The organism is Thalassovita sp. (assembly GCF_963691685.1).
Classification (GTDB): Bacteria; Pseudomonadota; Alphaproteobacteria; order Rhodobacterales; family Rhodobacteraceae; genus Thalassobius.
Window position 1 is genome coordinate 574,555 of record NZ_OY829290.1, and the last position, 19,789, is coordinate 594,343.

Below are 19,789 nucleotides of genomic sequence, written 5' to 3' on the forward strand. Positions count from 1 at the left end.
CGATCCGTTAAAACAGTGCCACAAGCCGGAGAGCCTTCGGCGTGAACAGAGAGGGTTTAAGCATGAAATTTGTTCTGTCGATGGTGGCCGCATTGGGCCTGACCTCCACCGCTATGGCGGCGGACCTGCCGGATCTGGGCGGCAAGGAAGTGGTTGTTGTGACCGAAAACGCCTATCCGCCGCTGCAGTTTGTTGATCCCAAAACCGGCGAGGCGATCGGTTGGGAATATGACGCGATGGCGGAGATTGCCAAGCGTATCAACATCACCGTTGTTTACGAAAACATCAGCTGGGACGCGATGATCCCCGCGGTCTCGGAGGGGCAGTTCGATCTGGGCATGACCGGCATCACCATCCGCGAAGACCGCAAGGAAAAGGTCGACTTCTCGGACAAATATATGACATCGCAGATGCGGATGATTGTTGCGGGTGATGAAACCCGGTTCGACGATGCCAAAAGCTTTGCCGCCAATGCCGATCTGCTGGCCGGCGCGCAGCCGGGCACCACGCCGTTCTACGTCACCGTTTATGACATTCTGGACGGCGATGAGGCCAACCCGCGCATCACTCTGTTTGAAACCTTCGGCGCGGCCATTCAGGCCCTGCGCGTGGGCGATGTGGATCTGGCCCTGTCCGACAGCACCGCGGCCAACGGCTATGTGGCGGCATCTGACGGTCGTCTGAAAATCATCGGCGATCCGCTGGGTACTGAGGACTTTGGTTTCATCTTCCCCAAAGGCTCGGATCTGGTTGACCCGATCAATGCCGCGATCGCCTCGATGGAGGCGGATGGATCGCTGGAAGCGCTGAACACCAAGTGGTTCCTGGAATATAAACTGGGTCAGTAAGATCGAATAAAGTTGATGACAGATCCCCGGCCGCAACCTGCGTGTCGGGGATTTTTCTGAAAGGCAGGCAAGATGGGCCCGGTCCGCGAGAACAAAGAAGACTTCCCCTGGTGGCTGGTCGCCGTGGTGGCCATTGGGCTGTATCTGGGCTGGCAAGTGGTCACGGATGACCTCTATGTGCAGATCCTTTCGACCCTCAGCAAAGGTGTCAAACTGACAGTTTTTGTCACTTTGGTCAGCTTTGTCTTGGCTTCGGGTCTGGGGCTGCTCCTGGCGGTGGGGTCTGGGTCACGCTATCTGGTGGTGCGTCAGCTCTGCCGGTTCTACGTCGAAGTGGTGCGCGGCGTGCCGATCATTGTGCTGCTGCTTTATGTGGCCTTCGCCCTCGCCCCGGCGCTGGTCGCCTTTTACAACTATCTGGGGGAGATGATTGGCCTTGATCCGATCCGCACCCGGCATTTCCCATTGCTGTGGCGCGCCATCCTTGCCCTGATGATTGCCTATAGCGCCTTTATTTCCGAAGTGTTCCGCGCGGGTCTGCAATCTGTTGACACCGGCCAGATTGAGGCGGCGCAGGCCTTGGGCCTAAGCCGCTGGCATCGGTTCCGGCTGGTGATTTTCCCGCAGGCGATCCGCACGATCCTGCCGCCTTTGGGCAATGATTTCGTGGCCTTGGTTAAGGATTCCTCTCTCGTGTCAGTGCTGGGGGTTCTGGATGTCACCCAGTTGGGCAAGGTCACTGCCGCCAGCAACTTCCGGTATTTTGAGACCTATAATGTGGTGGCGCTGATCTATCTGACCATGACGATTGGCCTGTCGCTGCTGCTCAGACGGTTTGAACGGCATCTGCGGCGCAAGGACGTGGGGTGACGGCCTTCTACTGGGGCGCGCTGTGGTCCGGTTTGCACCCCTGATCACATCCTTTTTGCGCCCCGTCCTCTGGACGATCCCAATGCGCGGGCATAGCTTTCCCTCAAAGGAGATCGTTATGACCAATCCGCTGATGTCCCAATGGGACACCCCCTTTGAACTTGCCCCGTTTGACACCATCCGGGATGAGGATTTTGCCCCCGCGTTTGAGGCCGCGCTGGACGCGCATAACGCTGAAATTGCGGCCATCGCCGAAAACACGGACACCCCGACCTTTGCCAATACCGTCGAAGCGCTGGAGGCCGCGGGTGAGGCGCTGAACAAGGTGCTTTCGGTGTTCTTCACCGTCGCAGGCGCCGACAGCAACCCGGCGCGTGAGGCGTTGCAGCGCGACTTTTCGCCCAAAATGGCGGCGCACTTCGCTGCAATTTCCTCAAACAAGGCGCTGTTTGCCCGTTTGGCTGATCTTTGGGCGCGACGCGATGATCTGGACCTCAGCCCGGAACAGGCGCGCGTCCTGATGCTGAGCCACCGCGGGTTCGTACGCGCTGGTGCCGCGCTGGAAGGCGCGGCCGACGCGCGCATGGGCAAAATCAAGGGCCGGTTGGCGGTGCTGGGCACCCAGTTCACCCAGAACCTGCTGGCGGATGAACGCGAATGGTTCATGGAACTGACCGAGGAGGATCTGGACGGTCTGCCCGATTTTGCTGTGGAGGCGATGCGCGCGGCGGGCGCTGAAAAGGGCGCGGCCGGGCCGGTGGTGACCACGGGTCGGTCGATCATCACCCCGTTTTTGCAATTTTCCACCCGCCGCGATCTGCGTCAGAAGGCCTATCAGGCCTTCACCGCGCGGGGGGCCAACGGCAATGACAATGACAACCGCGCCATCGCGGCTGAGATCCTCACCTTGCGCGAAGAACGTGCGCATCTGTTGGGCTATGCGGATTTTGCCAGCTACAAACTGGAAACCGAAATGGCCAAGACGCCAGATCGGGTGGCCGAACTGCTGGAAGCGGTCTGGCAACCGGCCAAGGCCCGCGCCGAGGCAGATGCCAACGTGCTGGAAGAGATGATGCATGCCGAGGGCATCAACGGCGATCTGGAAGCCTGGGATTGGCACTATTACGCCGCCAAACGGCGCAAGGCGGAACATGATCTGGATGAGGCTGAGCTGAAGCCCTACCTGCAGCTGGAGCGGATGATTGAGGCCTCCTTTGCCTGTGCCACCCGCCTGTTCGGGCTGGAGTTCACGCCGCTGGATGTGCCGCTCTACCATGAGGATTGTCGCGCCTGGGAGGTGACGCGGAACGGTGAACATGTGGCCGTTTTCATTGGTGACTATTTCGCCCGTGGCTCCAAACGGTCCGGCGCGTGGTGCTCGGCGATGCGGGCACAGGCGAAGTTCCCGAAGGTGCAGGCGCCGGTGGTGATCAACGTCTGCAACTTTGCCAAGGGTGATCCGGCGCTTCTGTCTTATGACGATGCGCGCACCCTGTTCCATGAATTTGGCCATGCGCTGCATCAGATGCTGTCCAATGTGACCTATGAAAGCATTTCCGGTACCTCGGTGGCGCGGGACTTCGTGGAACTGCCCAGCCAGCTTTATGAACATTGGCTTGAGGTGCCTGACGTGCTGCAGGAATTTGCCACCCACGCCGAAACCGGCGAGGCCATGCCTGCCGCAATGCTGGAGAAGGTGCTGGGCGCGGCCAACTTTGATCAGGGCTTCCAAACAGTGGAATATGTCGCCTCGGCCATGGTGGATCTGGCGTTCCACCGCGGCGCGGCAGCTGCGGATCCGATGGCAAAACAGGCGGAGGTTCTGGCCGGACTTGGCATGCCGAAACAGATCGCCATGCGCCATGCGACGCCGCATTTTGCCCATGTCTTTGCCGGTGACGGCTATTCGTCCGGCTATTACAGCTACATGTGGTCCGAGGTGATGGATGCCGATGCTTTCGCCGCCTTTGAAGAGGCCGGCGGCGCCTTTGATCCGGCCAAGGCCAAAGCGCTGGAGGACAACATCCTGTCCACCGGCGGATCGAAAGAGGCGGAAGAGCTTTATGTGGCGTTCCGGGGCCGGATGCCCGGGGTTGAGGCGCTGCTGAAAGGGCGCGGCCTCAGCTAAGTGATGCACCCCGGGGCAGGGCCCGGGATGCAGAGTTGATGTGATCGAAGGTCACCCCACAACGGGGTGGCCTTTGTTTTGCAGGCAGCGCAGCATCACGGCGCGGCGGTCTTCGTTGATTTCGGCCTCGGCTTCGGCGCGGCCAATGACGCCGCCAAGCGCGGCACCAATCAGCGCGCCTTCTAGGTCTTCTTCCTCAGCAGCGCCTGCCAAGCCGCCCACGGCAACGCCGGCATATGTGCCGCGGCGGGCGCGTTCATCGGTGTAGGCTTTGGCAACTTGGCGGCAGGCGGCCTGATCAGCGGCAAAGTTAGCCCCGGCAGGGCCAGAGAGCTGCACCTGACGATCCAGCGGATCGGCGCAGGCAGCCAGGGTGATCAGGGCAGACAGGGCAAGAATATGGTGATGAAATTTCAGATGCATGGGAGGCTTCGCTTTCTCTAATCGCTTTTTCGTTTTGATGGGCCCGTTTGGGCGATGGCGGTTAGATAGCGACAGAAAGGGTCATGCGGAATTTACGAGTTTGCATCTGGCTTATGCGGATTTGTTGGGGCGCACTCCAAAAGAAAACCCCGCCGCGGGTGAGCGCAACGGGGATGTTTTCCGACACTTCGAGAGTGGCTCAGATCGTCTGGTCGTATTCCCCGACCAGCGGCTCGGTTTTGATCACCGCGTCGATCTCGGCAAAGATGGCGCGCATTTCCGCTTCGCTTTCGCTGCTTTCGCAGACCACCACCAGGTTCGGCGTGTTGGATGAGGCGCGCACCAACCCCCAGGAGCCGTTTTCCAGGATCACCCGGGCGCCGTTGACGGTCACAACCTCTTTGATCGCCTTGCCGGCCAGGGTTTCGCCAGCCTCTGCCTTGGCCACCAGTTTTTCCACCAGCCGGTCCAACACGCCGTATTTCTCGGTGTCGGCGCAATAGGGTGACATGGTGGGGGTGGACCAGGTTTTTGGCAGCGCCTTGCGCAGGTCCGACATTTTCATGTCGGGGTTGCGGTCCATCAGTTTGCAGATCTCCACCGCGACGCGCATGCCGTCGTCATAGCCGCGGCCAATGTCACCCGACAGGAAGTAGTGGCCCGACTTTTCAAAGCCTGCCAGCGCGCCAATCGCGTGCACCCGGCGTTTCATGTGGCTGTGGCCGGTTTTCCAGTAATCGGCCTTGATGTCATATTTCTGCAGCTCAGGGTCCGAGGCAAAGAGGCCGGTGGATTTCACATCCGCCACAAAGGTCGACCCGGGGTAGAGCTTGGCCAGATCGCGGGCCATGATGACGCCCACCTTATCGGCAAAAATCTCTTCCCCCTCATCATCCACAACGCCGCAGCGATCGCCGTCGCCGTCAAAGCCAAGCGCAAAATCCGCGCCCGAGGCTTTCACGCTGTCTGACATGTCATGCAGCATTTCCATCGCTTCGGGGTTTGGGTTGTAGTTGGGGAAAGTGTAGTCCAGCCGGTTGTGGCTATCGACCATCTCAACGCCCAGCCGTTCAAACAGCGCCGGGCCAAATGCGGCGGCGGTGCCGTTGCCTGAGGCGCAGACAACCTTCAGCTTGCGGGTCATTTTGAAATCACCGACGAGGTCATCCATATAGGCGTCCCAAACGCCATCGACGAATTCGTACATGCCGCCCTCATGCGGCTGGCCCTTGCCGTTCAGCACGATGTCTTTCAGTTCCCCCATCTCATCAGGGCCGTGGGTCAGCGGGCGCTGGAAACCCATTTTGACACCGGTCCAACCGTTTGGATTGTGCGAGGCGGTGACCATCGCCACCGCGGGCGCGTCCAGATGGAACTGGCTGAAATAGGCCATTGGGGTGATGCAGGGGCCGATGTCTTTCACCCTGATGCCGGCCTGCATCAGACCAACGATCAAGGCGTTTTTGATCGACAGCGAATAGTCGCGGTAATCATTGCCGACGGCGATCACCGGCTCCAGCCCATGCAGGCGCATCTGGGTGCCAATGCCCAGACCCAGGGCGGTCATGCCGGGCAAGTTGATCTCATCCGGGAATTTCCAGCGGGCGTCATATTCGCGAAAGCCGGTGGGTTTGATCATCGGCAGTTTGAGGAAATCCCAAGTGTTTGGTGTCACATCTGCAAGAGGTTTGGTCACTGAAATTACTCACTTTGAAAGGGTTGGTCCGCCATGTTTCGGCGCGCCCACCCCGGGAGGCGGGGGAAGGCAATGCTGGACCTGTTATGCCCAGCAAACCGTTACGATTCAACAAAACAGACGGGGATACCCCCTATCCAGAGGGTTAGCCCCCGTTCGGGATGAACAGGGGGTAAGAGCTTAGGTTGAAACCTGCTCACGCAGGATCGATGCGGTGAGCGAGATCATCAGATAGACGCCCGACAGCACCAGGAAGGCGAGGATCGAGTTTTCAAAGACCCGCGGGTAAGAGGCCGCGTCGGGCACAACCGGGGCCACAGCCGTTGTCAGGTAGCGCACCTGCCGTGCGGCGGCCTGGGCGGTCTGCTTTTCGTTCTGTACTGCGGATTGCAGGAACAGGTCTGCAGTGGCCAGATCAGCCTGTGCCATCTGGATCTGCGCTGCCTTGGCGGCCAGTGAGCTGTCGCCGTTCTGCGCTTCATTCAGGCGGGCCTGCTGGCGGGCCAGTTCGGCCTTGAGGATGCGGATCTCAACCTCCAGAGCCTGAACCTTGGGCTGGTTTGGGCGTTGGTTGTTCAGCTGGGTCTGCAGTTGCAGTTCCTTGTCCTGCAGCTGGATCTCAACATTGTTGATCAACGCCCGGATCGCGGCCATTTCGCCCTGCGGATCCAGCAGCGTGCCCTCTTGCAGTTCTACCAGCTTGCGCTGTGCTTCGGTCCGTTCCTGTTTGGCCTGTTCCAGGCTGGCGCGGGCTTCGCGCATCTGGTCATCCCGTTTGCGCAGCGACAATTCATCGACCTTTTCCTCAGCATAGGAAATCAGTGCCTCGGCAAAGGTTGTGGCCACCACCGGATCGGCGGCGATCACTTCCATATGCACCACACCTTCGGTCGGGTCGTAGCCGATTTTCACGTAGCGTTTGAACAGCTTATAGGCGGCTTCATTGGTGGCATCGGGTTCAAGACGTTTGATCGGGTCGATGCTGTCCTGGCTGAAGTGTTCCTTGAAGCCGAACTCTTCGTTCAGCCGGATCATCGCTGGCCTTGAAGTCAGAAATTTCTGCACCGCGATGGCATCTTGGTTGGTAGCAAACTGTGTGCCCGCCAACAGGCCGCGCATGCTGCCACCGCCTGCGGAATCGGCCTGAAGCACCAGAAACTCGGACTTGGTCGAGTAAAGCGGGGAGGCGATGAAGGTGAAGTACCAGGTCACCAGCAGGGTCGGCAGGAATACGAAAAAGCTGAGACGCGTCAGCAGCAGGATCATCTTGCGACGGCGGCGGCGCATGATATCGCGTTGAATTTCGCTGATTTCCTGCAGACGTCGTTCTGCCGGGGCCATTTCGGTTGAGGGCAGTTTACTGGCCTCAGGCGTAACGGTCTGGGGCAGTTGCGTTGCGGCCTCAGCGCCGTCTTTGGCGGCGGAGGGCACCACGAGTTCCAGCGGGTTGGTGCGTTTGAACGGCTCAATGCCGCTGGCGCGCAACAGGCGCACGGCGTCAAAATCCGAGGTTGGGGCAAGCCCGTGTTTCTGCGCCACCCGGCGGGCCATGCGCAGCTGGCGCCCGGTCAGCCCTTCGCGGCGAATGGCGTCAATTTCCTGATCGGCGGTCACTTCCTGCGGCGAGGCGACCATGCCCTCACGTGCTGCCTGTGTCTGGGCCTGAGCCTGTTGCGGGCGCTGTGCGGCCGGTTGCTGGGCAGTTTGCTGCGGCTGGGCCTGCTGGGCCCGGGCTGCTGGGCGTGCTGGTGACGGCGCTTGGGGCTGTGCCTGAGCCTGCGGCTGTGCCTGAGCCTGCGCTTTACGGCGGGCGGCAATGGCGGCGAGGCTTTGCATTTCCTCTTCGCCACCTTCTTGCGGCTGCTGCGATTGGGCGGCCTGTTTGCGCATCTGCTCGGCATAGTCGCGCGCGCCCTGTTGCGGGCGGGTTGGCCGCGGCGTTTGCGCCGCCTCATTGGCGGGCGCCTCAGGTTGAGGGGCCGGGGCGTTGGCCGCAGGTGCACCGGTGGCCCCGTCAGACGAGCCACCACGGCGGATGCGGAACTTTTTAGCCTTGGGTTTCGTAGTCATAGAGCTGTTTCGCTTCTTCCAAGGTGTCAAACATATGCAGCTTGCCATTCATCAGAACGGCCGCTGAACGGGCAAATTGTTGTAGCGTCGCGGGCGAGTGCGACACGATAATCACGGTGGTCCGGTTCAGCCGCTCACGCAGCAGATCCCCGGCCTTTTTGTTGAAATCGACATCGGTCGAGGAGGGCATGCCTTCGTCGATCAGGTAGATGTCAAAATCCAGCGCCAGCAGCAGCGCAAAGGAAAACCGCGCGCGCATCCCGGAACTGTAGGTGCCAAGCGGCTGGTTGAAGTATTCGCCCAAGTTACACAGCCAGCGGCAGAAGGATTCCACATAGTCGGGATCCAAGCCATAAAGCCGAGCGATGTAGCGGCTGTTTTCCACGGCGGTGTGTTTGGAGACAACGCCGCCCATGAACCCCAGCGGGAATGAGACCTTGCAGCCGCGGCGGATCACCCCTTCGTCCGGTTTTTCCAAACCGGCCATCATGTTGATCAGCGTGGTTTTCCCGGTGCCATTGGGGGCCAGGATGCCCAGCGATTGGCCCAAGTCTACCCGGAATGATCCTTTCTCAAGGATCACTTTGCGTTGGGTGCCGGTCCAGAAGGACTTGCTGACATTGTCAAACTCAAGCATGTGCGGCCTGTGCTCTCCTGCTCGCCCTTGGTGAGGTGGGATGTTCCTAAGAACGGCCCATTTGGGCTTTTGATTAGATTATGACACGGGCAAGGGGGCAAAATTAAGGCCTAATGTTGAAAAACCGACACCTAATGGCGCCGGTTTCACAAGATTGTTTACAGAAGTTGGGCTGTTACAACGTCTGTTTTTCGACCCTGAGCAGCTTGCCCACCAGCCAGGACAGCACCGCTGCTCCAAAGCTGAACAGCGCCCCCATTTTGGCGGCATCCTGAACCTCACCCGGTGGGAAGGCGACCGAAGCCACAAAGAGCGAAACGGTAAAGCCGATGGCGGCCACACAGCCGATGATGAACAGATCCGATGTGCGCATCCCCTGGGGCAGACCCAGCCGCAGCACATGGGCGCCGATGACGCCAAAGATCAGAACACCGATGGGTTTGCCGATGATCAGACCGGCCAGAACCAGCCAGGTCGGGGCACCGATTGCCGAAAATTCGACACCTGCGTTCAACAGGCCGAAGAAGAACAGCACCACCTCAACCGGGTGTTTCAGCGCGTGTTCGATATGGTTCAGCAGGTCGGTCAGATATTGCTCTGCCTCACTGAAGATCCCGAAGGCGCGGTCAGCGTGTGGGATGGTTGGCACGATCGGCAACAGGCCAAGCGCCGGGTGAATCCCTGCCATCATGAAGCCATACCAGCTGGCGCAGCCCGCGATCAGATAGGGCCAGAAGCCCAGCTTCTTGCGCATCCAGGTTGAGTTGGGGCGCAGCTGGTTGTGGCGGTCCAGCCGGCGTGGCAGCCAGTTGGCCAGCAGACAAACCGCAATCGCCGATCCTAAAGACAGCAGCAGCCATTCCGGCATCAACTCAGCCGAGGGGTAGAAAACGGCCAGAATGATCAGACCTGCCGCATCGTCGGCAATGGCCAACAACAGCAGGAAGCGCACGGCCGGGTGACCGGCGCCAAAGACCATACGGCCCACAAGATATGAGAATGCGATGTCCGTTGCGGTTGGGATCGCCCAGCCGTTCTTAACAGCATCATAGGTTTCCGAGCCCAAGAGCAGCGCCAGCCCGAGGTAAACCGCAATTGGTCCAATCATACCCCCAACCGTGGCAAAAAGCGGGGTGGCCGCCTTTTTGCCGCGCAGCGAGCCGTTCTTGAGAGCAATGGCTTCCCAAACTTCTTTGGCCGCAATGGCAAAGAAGAAGGCCATCAACATGTCATTGACCAGATAGTGCAGGGTCAACGTCCGGTGGCCGTCATGCAGATGGCCAATCGGGGCGTGGTCCCAGATCTTGAATTCAACGAATGCGTGGTAGCTGTGCGGGTTCACATTTGCCCAAACCAGGGCGGTCAGAGCCCCAAGGATCAGCAATAGTGAGTAGTTAGTGATGAAATTCCAAACGCGGTACATGATACCTCCTGCCCTGTTCGTCCCCAGTTTGCCTAGTGGCAGATGTCCCCCGGAGATGGCAGAGAACTAGGCCATTTGGCCGGATGCAGCAAGTTCGCAGCGCGCTAAAACGCCGCAGATTACGACGAAACTCATTGAAAAACGGCCGCAATTCGCCGGAACAGCGCGTTTTGGACGGGTCCGGCCCGCTTACCGATGCACAGATTGGCGGACAGCGCTGCGCAGGGCGGGCAACAGGTCGGATTCGAACCAGGGGTTTTTGCGCAGCCAGCCAGTGTTGCGCCAGGAGGGATGCGGCAACAAGAACTTTGCAGGTGCATAGTCACGCCAGCGCCGGACATTTTCCGTGACGCTGGTTTTCAGCCCCAGATGGCCGCGGTGGGCATAGCCGCCCACCAACACCGTCAGTTCCACAGATGAGAGGCTGGTCATGACCCGGTCCTGCCAGGTTTCAGCACAGAGTTTTGGCGGCGGCAGGTCGGATCCTTTGGCGTCATAACCGGGGAAGCAGAAGGCCGCTGGCACACAGGCCAAAAGCTCCTGATCATAAAACGTGGCCCGGTTGATCCCCAGCCAATCGCGCAGGCGATCCCCCGATCTGTCATCAAAGGGGCGGCCGCTTTCGTGCACCCGCAGTCCCGGGGCCTGTCCGGCGATCAGGATCCGCGCCTTGGGGTTGAACCAGGGCACGGGGCGTGGGCTATGGGCGGTTTTGGTGGCGGCAAAGCGCGGCGCACAGAGACGACAGCGGGCGATCTCCTGCTGCAGGTCAGGCTGTGACGCTGCGGGCTTTTGCGGGGGCATCGGGATATCTGTCCTTGCTCAGCTCTTGCCCTAAGCTGGCGCGCAGGCTACCGCAGGGCAAGCCCCAATTGCGCAACGAGTGTCAGGAAGCCCGAGATGACAAACGCCCCCACTGATCAGACCGCACTGGACCTTGTCCATGCTGCCATGTTGGCGGATGAAAGCGATGACACTGCGCGGCTGCGGTTTTACGAGCGTCTGGCCGATAGCGAGATGTTTCTGCTGCTGGCGGAAGAACCGGTTGATGACAATGTGACGCCCGAGCTGTTTGAGGTTTCCGATGATCGCTTTGTGCTGATCTTTGACCGCGAAGACCGGCTGGCGCAGTTCGTTGGCCGCGAAGCACCCTATGCTGCGCTGTCGGGGCGGATGATTGCCTCGATCCTGGCCGGGCAGGGGATTGGGCTGGGGGTGAACCTTGAGGTGGCGCCATCGTCGATCCTGATCCCGTCCGAGGCGGTAGTCTGGCTGGACCAGACCCTGGGGCAGGCCCCTGAGGAGGCCGAGGCGCGGATCGAAGAAATTGGCCGCCCCATGGGGCTGCCAGAGGCGCTGTTGACGGCATTGGACGCAAAACTGGCCACTGCCACCGGGCTGGCCCATTCGGCCTATCTGGCAGGCGCCACCTATGAGGGCGGCGCGCGCAACCACCTGCTGGCCTTTATCGATGCGGTGCCTGCCGCCGAAGGGGCGTTGGCGCAGGCGGTGTCTGAGGCGCTGACTTTTTCGGGGATTGAGGCCGGTGCGCTGGATGTCAGCTTCCTGCGGGCCAGTGATCCGCTGGCGGCGAAACTGGCACAATGGGGGCTGCGGTTTGACCTGCCCCAGCACGAAGAGGCACAGGAAGTGGGGCTGTCAGCCCCCGGTTCTGACCCCGAGAAGCCGCCGATCCTGCGCTGATGCTGTGACATGAGTATTTAGGAAACAGTGAAAGCGCTTTTGCGGTTTCTAAAGCGGGGGGCAGGGCCCCCCGTTCTTTTGTTTAGTAGCCAGCGCCGCGATCAACGAGGAAGCGTAGCGGTTCCCCTGCCTCAGCACGCTGGATGTTGTCGGCGATGATCTTTGCCGCGGTTTCCGGCCGGGTTTCCGCCGCAATATGCGGGGTGACCGTGACCTTGGGGTGGGACCAATAAGGGTCCTCGGCAGGCAGAGGCTCAACCCGGAACACATCCAATGTGGCCCGTGCAATCTGGCCACTGTCCAGCGCCGCCAGGAGCGCGGCATCATCGATCAGCGGGCCCCGGCCGGGGTTGATGATATAGGCGCCTTTCGGCATCAGCGCCAAACTCTCGGCATTGATCACGTGTTCCGTGCCCGCCGTCAGCGGCAGCAGCAGCACCAGAATCTGCGCCGTCGACAGCGCCTGTTTCAGACCCGCCTCACCCGAAAGGCAGGTGATGCCGTTGATCTCTTTCTGGGTGCGGCTCCAGCCGGTGACGGGGAAACCCAGCCCGGCAATGGCCTGCGCGCAGGAGCCACCCAATTCGCCGATGCCCAGAACGGTCACTGGCCGGTCACGTGACAGCGGCGGCAGATGTTTGTCCCAGACGCCGGCCTGACGTTCGAGGTTATAGTCAATGTCCAGATGATGGCGCAGCACATGGCCGGTGACCCATTCCACCATGCCCTGCGTCAGGCCGAAATCCACCATGCGCGCCAGCGGCTGCGTCAGGGTCTGATTGCCCACAATGGCCTCAACCCCGGCCCAGAGGTTCAGCACCGCCTTGCAGCGGGTGTAGGGGGTGAAATCCTGCAGCGTGGAGTTTGGCGCATAGACGATATAGTCGACCACGTCCGGGGCGAAGTCCTGTTGCAGGTCAACCTGCAGCCCGGCATCGTCGAAGGCTTTGCGCAGGGCGGGGGCGTAGCTGTCCCAGCGTTCGGGCAGGGCGGCGAAGAGGACGTTGATCATGTGGCAAACACCCCGGCCATATCTGCAAATCCTTTGATTTCAATCGGGTTTCCGGCGGGATCGTGGAAAAACATGGTGTTCTGCTCCCCGGGCTCACCGGCAAAGCGGGTGGTAGGCGCGATGGTGAAGGTGACGCCCGCAGTGGTCAGTTTTTCGGCCAGCACCTGCCATTGATCGGTCGGCAGGATCACCCCCAGATGTGGCATCGGCACCAAATGCTCCCCCACTTTGCCGGTGTTGGCGGTGGCGAAAACAGGGCCCAGGTGCAGGCTGATCTGATGGCCGAAGAAATTGAAATCGACCCATGTTTCAGTGCTGCGGCCCTCGGTGCAACCCAGGAGGTCGCCGTAAAACGCACGGGCCTTGTCGAGGTCATCGACGTGATAGGCGAGGTGGAAAATACTCATCAAAGCGGTCCTTTGTTCGTCGGTGCAATGTTGCTTGGGCACAGGAATAGCGGAGGCGGTTATAAAAAGGCTAGCTTGTTTTTGTGACTTCAAACATAAGGTTTTCTATGGATTTGCGATTTGTGGAAACCCTGATTGCCGCGGTGGATGAGGCTTCACTGGCCGCCGCCGCGCGGCGTCTTGGCGTGACCCCTGCCGCCGTGGCGCAGCGGGTGGAGGCGCTGGAGACCGAGTTGCAGGTGCCGCTGCTGATCCGGTCCGGGCGCGGCATGGCGGCAACCCCCGAGTGTGAGGCCCTGCTGCCGGAGCTGCGCAAGCTAGTGTCGATCCGGGCATGCCTGGGACAGGTTCTGGCACAGGATCAGCTGGTGGGGCCATTGCGCCTTGGGCTGATTTCGACCGCCTTGGGGGATCATGCTGCGGATCTGGTGCAGGGGTTGAAACAGGCCGCGCCTGAGGTGGACCTGACGCTGAGCCCCGGTGCCTCAGCCGAGTTGTATGATGCTTTTGAGGCCGGGCGGTTGGAGGCGGCGCTGATCGTTGCCCCGCCTTTTGCCCTGCCCAAAACCATGCGCTTTGATGTCATGGCTGAGCAGCGCCTTGGCCTGTTGCAGCCGCGCGGGGGCGAGGTGGACCTGCCCTTCCTGCTTTATGCGCGGGCGGCCTGGGGTGGGGCGGCCTGCCATCGGCTGTTGCAGCAGCGGTTTGGCACGCCACGGGTGCTGTGTGAAATGGATGCGTTGGAGACCATTGCCCAGCTGGTTGAGGACGGCGTCGGCCGCGCCGTTGTGCCAGAATGGGCCGGATTGCAGCGCCGCCACCCTGCCGCGCAGTTCACCCCCTTGGGCGGGGCGACCCGGCAGGTTGGGCTGCTGTCCTGGCAGCGTGACAGCCGCCGCCCGGTGCAGCAGGTGTTGCGGCAGGTGTTGGGGATCAGCGGTTAAGGCAATCCCCTAGCGGGGGCGATGGACATGGGCGCTTTGCACCAGACCAAAGGCGCCCAGCAGCACCAGCATCGACGAGCCACCATAGCTGACCAGCGGCAGCGGCACGCCTACAACGGGCGCCATGCCCATCACCATCGACATGTTCACCGCAAAGAACAGGAAGAAGGTCACCCCGATCCCAAGGATCAGAAGTGAGGAGAAGCGATCGCGGTTGGCAACGGCCGAGGCGACGCAGAAGATGATGATCAGCACATAGAGCACCAGGAGGGAGACCGCACCGATGAAGCCAAACTCCTCAGCCAGGGTGGTGAAGATGAAGTCGGTGTGTTTTTCCGGCAGGAAGTTCAGCCGGGACTGCGTGCCCTGCATAAAACCGCGGCCGGTCCAGCCGCCTGAGCCAAGCGCAATCTTGGACTGGGTGATGTGATAGCCGGCGCCCAAGGGATCGCTGGCGGGGTCCAGGAAGGTATCGATGCGGCGGTATTGGTAATCCTTCAGCAGCTGCCACTGGGTGCCACGGGTCTGAAACACGGCTGTCACCAGACCAATGCCAATGCCGATGACGGCAGTGAAATAGCCCCAATGCACCCCGGCAAAGAACATCACAGCCGCACCACCAAAGACCAGCAGCAGTGAGGTGCCAAGGTCCGGCTGGTTCAGCACCAGCGCCGTGGGCAGCAGGATCAGGAACAGCGGCACCGCCACCCAGATCGGGTGCGAGACCTTTTTCATCGGCAGCCAGTCATAATAGGCGGCCAAAAGCATCACCAATGTGATCTTCGCCATCTCGGAGGGCTGCAACCGCATGAAGCCCAGATCGATCCAGCGCTGCGCCCCCATCCCGACGGAGCCAAAGAACTCCACAAACAGCAGCAGCGCCAGTGAGGCCAGATAGGCCACCCCCGCGACGTTGCGCCAGAACCAGATCGGCACCATGGCCACGACGAACAGCACCGCCATGCCTAGGCCGAAGCGTTTCATCTGCGTCTCTGCCCAGGGTTGGAAAGACCCGCCCGCAACTGAGTAGAGCATCAGGAAACCGACCGAGCAGACCGCCGTCAGCAACAGGATCAGCGGCCAGTTCAGGTAAAACACCTTGCGCAGGCCCGAGGGCACGGTCTTGACGGCATACTCAAGATAACTCATGCGCGGTCACTTTCCCGCTTGAGGAACTCACGCCGTTCGCGGCGCAGCCGTTCCTGCTGTGCTTTCACCTTGGAACGTGCGGCTTTCGGGTAGGCCTCCAGCGGCGGTTCACCGTCGTAAAGGGCCTGTAGCGTGATGTCGCGTGCGATTGGTGCTGCCGCGGTTGAGCCACCGCCGCCATGTTCGACAACCACGGCCACGGCAAACTTGGGATCTTTATAGGGGGCGAAGTTCACAAACAGCGCATGGTCGCGGCGTTCCCAGGGCAGATCCTCGTTGCGGGTCACGCCACGGCGGCGTTCCTCGGCGGTGATGTTTCGGACCTGGCTGGTGCCGGTCTTGCCGGCAAGGCGCAGCTCATCCTCGATGATCCGCGAGCCATAGGCGGTGCCCTTGCGGTGGTTGGAGACCGAATACATCGCGCGACGCACCAGCCGCAGGTGTTCGGGGTTCACGTCCAGCTCTGCGTCCGAGGGTATCGGCTGTTCAACCCCGTTGATGGATTTCACCAGACGTGGGGCTAGGGCGCGTCCCGTTGCCATGCGTGCGGTCATTACCGCCAGCTGGATCGGGGAGGCCAGCACGTAGCCCTGCCCGATGGAGGCGTTGACAGTATCGCCCACCACCCAATCCTGACCGTAGGTTTCCAGCTTCCAGTCCTTGGTCGGCGCACGGCCTCGGGCGATGGCTGACATCGGGATGTCATAGCGTTCCCCAAGGCCCAGCTTGCGCGCCATTTCCGAAATTTTTTCAATGCCGACCCGCAGCGCCAGATCGTAATAATAGACGTCGCAGCTTTCGCGTAGCGAGGTCAGCAAATCCACCTGCCCGTGCCCGGCACGTTTCCAGCAGTGGAACCGACGGTTGGAGATTTCCATATGGCCGGGGCAGTAGACGGTTTCATCGGGGGTGACTTCCCCGGCCTCCAGCGCGGCCAGAACGGTGACCATCTTGAAGGTGGACCCGGGCGGGTAGAGGCCCTGCACCGCCTTATTGGCCAGCGGGCGGTATTTGTTTTCTGTCAGGTCGCGGTAGTCTTTGACGGAAATGCCGCGCACAAACAGGTTGGGGTCAAAGCTTGGCGCGGAGGCCGCACAAAGGATATCACCGCTTTCGCAATCCATCACCACGGCGGCGGCGCTTTCGCGGCCCAGCCGCGCCTGTACATAGTTTTGCAGCCGGTGATCGATGGTCAGCTGTAGGTTGGCGCCCGGCTGGCCCTCACGGCGGTTCAACTCGCGCATTTCGCGCCCGGCGGAGTTCACCTCAACCTGCTTGTTGCCAGCCTTGCCGCGCAGGGAATCCTCCAGCTTGGCCTCAACCCCAACCTTGCCGATCTGAAAGCGCGGGATCAGCAGCAGCTGGTCCGGGGCATCGATTTTTGACAGGTCATAATCTGACACCGGTCCGACATAGCCCGCGACATGGGCCATATCCGGGCCCAGCGGGTACTGTCGGGACAGGCCCACCTCGGGCGTGATGCCGGGCAGGGCGGGGGCGTTGACGGCGACGCGGCTGATTGCCTCCCAACTGACGCGATCGGCCAATGTCACCGGCCGGAAGGGCGCATTCTGCGAGATTTCCTTGCGCGCCTTGGCCAGCTCATCGGGGTCCAGTTCAATCAGATTGGCCAGACGAGCGATCACCTGTTCGACGTCGCCGGCATCCTCGGGTACCAGAACAATTCGGTAGCTGGGTTCGTTTTTGGCGATCACCGCACCGTTGCGGTCAAACATCTCGCCCCGGGCGGGCGGCAGGAGGCGCACCTTGACGCGGTTTTCCTCAGCCAGCAGGCGGAACTCATCGGCCTGATCGACCTGCATGTAGCGCATCCGCATGGCCAGCACGCCGCCAAAGGCCAGCTGGGCACCGCCCAGCAGCAGGGCGCGGCGGGTGATGCGGCGGGCGCTGTCGGCGCTATCGCGATTGTTGCGCTTCATAGCTTATGCCCCCATGCATCCACTTCGCCGGGCGCCACGCGGCGCACCCCAAAGGCGAAATGCGCCAGGGCGGCCACAGCGGGGTAACAGACCACGGACATGACCAGCTGGATCAGCGTCAGCCCCATCGGCGCCTGTGGCACGGCGGTCAGCGTCAGCACCAGACGGAAAGCCAGCATCACCGCCAGCAGGGTTGAGGCCACCGTCAGCCATTCCACCGCAAACCCCTGATCGCGCAGCAGGCGGGATCGTTTTTTCAGGGTTTGCACGGCGATCACCACTAGGGCAGCCATCAGCCCGGGGGGACGTTGCAGCATCAGATCCGCCATCAAAGCGATCAGCCCAACCAGATAGGCGGGCACGTAATCCGGGCGGCGCAGGGCCCAGGCAAAGCTGATCAGCAGGACCAGATCCGGACCGGTCCAGCGCCGGGGTGTGGTTTCCAGCGGCAGCAGTTGGAAAAAGATCACCGCAAGCGTGAGCGCGGCAAAGGCGCATTGCATCACCCAGGGTTTGGTTGGGGCGCTGTCGCTCATTGGCTGACCTCCCCTTCCTCCGCCTCGGTGTCCGCCCGCGCCAGCGGCGCACCGCCGGGGGTGATCAGTGCACCGGGATCGCTGATCAGCGGCGCCGCCTGATTGCGCAGCACGCGTAGGAATTTCAGCCGCTCATAATCTGCCGACAGGCGCACCCGCAACCGGCCCGAAGGATCTTCGGCCAGATGGCCCACCAGAACGCCGGCAGGAAACACACCGCCATCGCCTGAGGTGATCACCCGGTCACCGGCGCGCACCAAATCGCCGTTTTCAAGGAAAGTGATCAAAGGCGCGGCGGTGTTGTCACCGCTGAGGATCGCCTGCTGGCCTGAGGGCTGAATGGTGATCGGGATCTGGCTGGAGGTATCGGTCAGCAGGATCACCCGCGCCGTGTTCTGACCCACGCCAGAGATGCGGCCGACCAGACCAATGCCATCCATCGTGGCCCAGCCATCAAGGATCCCGTCGCGTGCGCCGACGTTCAGCAGCACCGACTGCCGGAAGGGCGAGCCGCTGTCGGCCAGCACCACGCCGGTCACATAGGTTAGTCGCGGGTCCAGCCGCACGTTGTTCAAATCCAACAGCCGGGCGTTTTCCTGCTCCAACTGCTGTGCGGCCTCTTTCCAGGCTTTCATCTGCTGCAATTCGCTGCGCAGTTCCTGGTTCTGCTCAACAATGCGCTGATAGCTTTGAAAGTCGCGCACCAAATTGACCATGCCGGTGACCGGCGCCATCGCCCAGTCAAAGGAAGGCACCACCTTATCAACCACCTGCGCGCGGAACCGTTCCACGCGGGGGCTGTCGATACGCCAGAGGATAAACAGACCGATCAGGCACAGGATCAGGACCCCTGTCAGCAAACGCTTCAGCGGTCCCAGATAGTCTTCGCTCTGTGAACGGTCCTTGGCCAAGGTACCCCCTTTTCAGGAAAAGGTGGGGAGGTTAGCTGTCGTAGTCAATCGCGTGGCGCAGCTGCTTTTCGTATTCCAGCGCTTTGCCGGTGCCCATGGCCACACAGTTCAGGCTTTCATCCGCGATGGAAACCGACAGGCCGGTCTGTTCGCGCAGCGCCAGATCCAGATCGCCCAGCAGCGCGCCGCCACCGGTCAGCATCACGCCACGGTCGACAATATCAGCTGCCAGATCCGGCGGGGTGGCTTCCAGCGCGGTCATCACCGCTTCGCAGATCTGCTGAACCGGTTCGGCCAGCGCTTCGGCAACCTGTGCCTGGCTGATCTCGGTCTCTTTCGGGACACCGTTCAGCAGGTCACGGCCGCGGATCTGCATCGAGGCACCACGGCCATCATCGGGCATCCGCGCGGTGCCGATGGTGGTTTTGATCCGCTCAGCGGTGCTTTCACCGACCAAGAGGTTCTGGTTGCGGCGCAGATAGTTGATGATCGCCTCATCCATGCGGTCGCCGCCAACACGGACTGAGCGGGCGTAAACGATGTCACCCAGCGACAGAACCGCCACCTCGGTCGTACCACCACCGATGTCCACAACCATGTTGCCGGTGGGGTCGGTGATGGGCATGCCGGCGCCGATGGCCGCAGCAATCGGTTCTGCAATCAGACCCGCACGACGTGCACCTGCCGAGAGAACGGATTGACGGATCGCCCGTTTTTCAACCGGGGTTGCACCGTGAGGCACGCAGACGATGATCTTCGGCTTGGAGAAGGTCGAACGTTTGTGCACCTTGCGGATGAAGTGTTTGATCATCTCTTCGGCAACGTCGAAATCGGCAATGACACCATCGCGCATCGGGCGGATCGCCTCGATCGAGCCGGGGGTCCGGCCCAGCATCAGCTTCGCGTCTTCGCCGACGGCCAGCACCTTCTTCACGCCGTCTTTGACGTGATAGGCCACCACCGACGGTTCGCTTAGAATAACGCCCTTGCCTTTGACGTAGACCAGCGTGTTTGCCGTGCCCAGGTCGATCGCCATGTCAGACGAAAACAGGCCCGGCAGATTGTCGATGATTCCCATATGGATGGTGCCC

At 61.3% G+C, this 19,789-nt stretch carries 18 protein-coding genes; 5 read left to right on the forward strand and 13 right to left on the reverse strand.

The window, feature by feature from the left end:
- Positions 1-62: 62 nt before the first annotated feature.
- From ACORLH_RS02765 to ACORLH_RS02775, 3 genes are all read left to right on the forward strand, one after another.
- Positions 63-848, forward strand: a complete 786-nt coding sequence (locus ACORLH_RS02765; protein ID WP_321831081.1) for a transporter substrate-binding domain-containing protein — start codon at positions 63-65, stop codon at positions 846-848.
- 72 nt (positions 849-920) lie between these two features.
- Entirely contained in the window at positions 921-1,718 is a 798-nt protein-coding gene (locus ACORLH_RS02770) for an amino acid ABC transporter permease (protein ID WP_321831082.1), read from the forward strand.
- A 118-nt stretch (positions 1,719-1,836) separates the two neighbouring features.
- Positions 1,837-3,846, forward strand: a complete 2,010-nt coding sequence (locus ACORLH_RS02775) for a M3 family metallopeptidase (RefSeq protein WP_321831083.1) — start codon at positions 1,837-1,839, stop codon at positions 3,844-3,846.
- A 51-nt stretch (positions 3,847-3,897) separates the two neighbouring features.
- Here ACORLH_RS02775 and ACORLH_RS02780 read toward each other — a convergent pair whose 3' ends face one another.
- From ACORLH_RS02780 to ACORLH_RS02805, 6 genes are all read right to left on the reverse strand, one after another.
- Positions 3,898-4,269 carry a glycine zipper domain-containing protein gene (locus ACORLH_RS02780; protein WP_321831084.1) on the reverse strand — a complete coding sequence of 124 codons (372 nt, stop codon included), beginning with the start codon at positions 4,267-4,269 and terminating at the stop codon, positions 3,898-3,900.
- A gap of 199 nt (positions 4,270-4,468) precedes the next feature.
- On the reverse strand, positions 4,469-5,965 hold the full coding sequence (locus ACORLH_RS02785) for a phosphomannomutase/phosphoglucomutase (protein WP_321831085.1): 1,497 nt from the start codon (positions 5,963-5,965) through the stop codon (positions 4,469-4,471).
- A gap of 180 nt (positions 5,966-6,145) precedes the next feature.
- Complete coding sequence (locus ACORLH_RS02790) at positions 6,146-8,035, reverse strand: capsule biosynthesis protein (protein ID WP_321831086.1); 1,890 nt, start codon at positions 8,033-8,035, stop codon at positions 6,146-6,148.
- Complete coding sequence (locus tag ACORLH_RS02795; RefSeq protein WP_058243321.1) at positions 8,013-8,672, reverse strand: ABC transporter ATP-binding protein; 660 nt, start codon at positions 8,670-8,672, stop codon at positions 8,013-8,015. Before ACORLH_RS02795 ends, ACORLH_RS02790 begins: the two co-directional genes overlap by 23 nt.
- A 175-nt stretch (positions 8,673-8,847) precedes the next feature.
- Positions 8,848-10,095, reverse strand: a complete 1,248-nt coding sequence (locus ACORLH_RS02800; RefSeq protein WP_321831087.1) for a Na+/H+ antiporter NhaA — start codon at positions 10,093-10,095, stop codon at positions 8,848-8,850.
- Positions 10,096-10,284: 189 nt separating this feature from the next.
- A complete protein-coding gene (locus ACORLH_RS02805; RefSeq protein WP_321831088.1) occupies positions 10,285-10,899 on the reverse strand; it encodes a uracil-DNA glycosylase family protein in 615 nt (204 codons plus the stop codon).
- 96 nt (positions 10,900-10,995) lie between these two features.
- Between ACORLH_RS02805 and ACORLH_RS02810 the strand changes: the two genes are divergently transcribed.
- Positions 10,996-11,799: an SseB family protein gene (locus ACORLH_RS02810; RefSeq protein WP_321831089.1), complete on the forward strand. Its 804-nt coding sequence runs from the start codon at positions 10,996-10,998 to the stop codon at positions 11,797-11,799.
- A gap of 82 nt (positions 11,800-11,881) precedes the next feature.
- On the opposite strand, the gene ACORLH_RS02815 is transcribed toward ACORLH_RS02810, so the two are convergent.
- Both ACORLH_RS02815 and ACORLH_RS02820 read right to left on the reverse strand, forming a co-directional pair.
- On the reverse strand, positions 11,882-12,811 hold the full coding sequence (locus ACORLH_RS02815; protein ID WP_321831090.1) for a glyoxylate/hydroxypyruvate reductase A: 930 nt from the start codon (positions 12,809-12,811) through the stop codon (positions 11,882-11,884).
- Positions 12,808-13,218 (reverse strand): VOC family protein, encoded by a 411-nt coding sequence (locus tag ACORLH_RS02820; RefSeq protein ID WP_321831091.1) that lies wholly within the window; start codon positions 13,216-13,218, stop codon positions 12,808-12,810. Before ACORLH_RS02820 ends, ACORLH_RS02815 begins: the two co-directional genes overlap by 4 nt.
- Before the next feature lie 107 nt (positions 13,219-13,325).
- Between ACORLH_RS02820 and ACORLH_RS02825 the strand changes: the two genes are divergently transcribed.
- Complete coding sequence (locus tag ACORLH_RS02825) at positions 13,326-14,162, forward strand: LysR family transcriptional regulator (RefSeq protein ID WP_321831093.1); 837 nt, start codon at positions 13,326-13,328, stop codon at positions 14,160-14,162.
- 9 nt (positions 14,163-14,171) lie between these two features.
- Here ACORLH_RS02825 and rodA read toward each other — a convergent pair whose 3' ends face one another.
- From rodA to ACORLH_RS02850, 5 genes are read right to left on the reverse strand one after another with little or no spacing between them, the layout of a single operon-like run.
- Complete coding sequence (gene rodA, locus ACORLH_RS02830; RefSeq protein WP_321831094.1) at positions 14,172-15,311, reverse strand: rod shape-determining protein RodA; 1,140 nt, start codon at positions 15,309-15,311, stop codon at positions 14,172-14,174.
- A complete protein-coding gene (mrdA, locus tag ACORLH_RS02835; protein WP_321831095.1) occupies positions 15,308-17,251 on the reverse strand; it encodes a penicillin-binding protein 2 in 1,944 nt (647 codons plus the stop codon). Before mrdA ends, rodA begins: the two co-directional genes overlap by 4 nt.
- The gene (locus tag ACORLH_RS02840) at positions 17,248-17,787 is read right to left on the reverse strand and encodes a rod shape-determining protein MreD (RefSeq protein WP_321831096.1); all 540 of its coding nucleotides are present in this window, start codon (positions 17,785-17,787) and stop codon (positions 17,248-17,250) included. The genes mrdA and ACORLH_RS02840 overlap by 4 nt, the downstream gene beginning before the upstream one ends.
- On the reverse strand, positions 17,784-18,698 hold the full coding sequence (gene mreC / locus ACORLH_RS02845; RefSeq protein WP_321831097.1) for a rod shape-determining protein MreC: 915 nt from the start codon (positions 18,696-18,698) through the stop codon (positions 17,784-17,786). Before mreC ends, ACORLH_RS02840 begins: the two co-directional genes overlap by 4 nt.
- 31 nt (positions 18,699-18,729) lie before the next feature.
- Positions 18,730-19,776: a rod shape-determining protein gene (locus tag ACORLH_RS02850; protein ID WP_058243310.1), complete on the reverse strand. Its 1,047-nt coding sequence runs from the start codon at positions 19,774-19,776 to the stop codon at positions 18,730-18,732.
- Between the last annotated feature and the right edge of the window lie 13 nt (positions 19,777-19,789).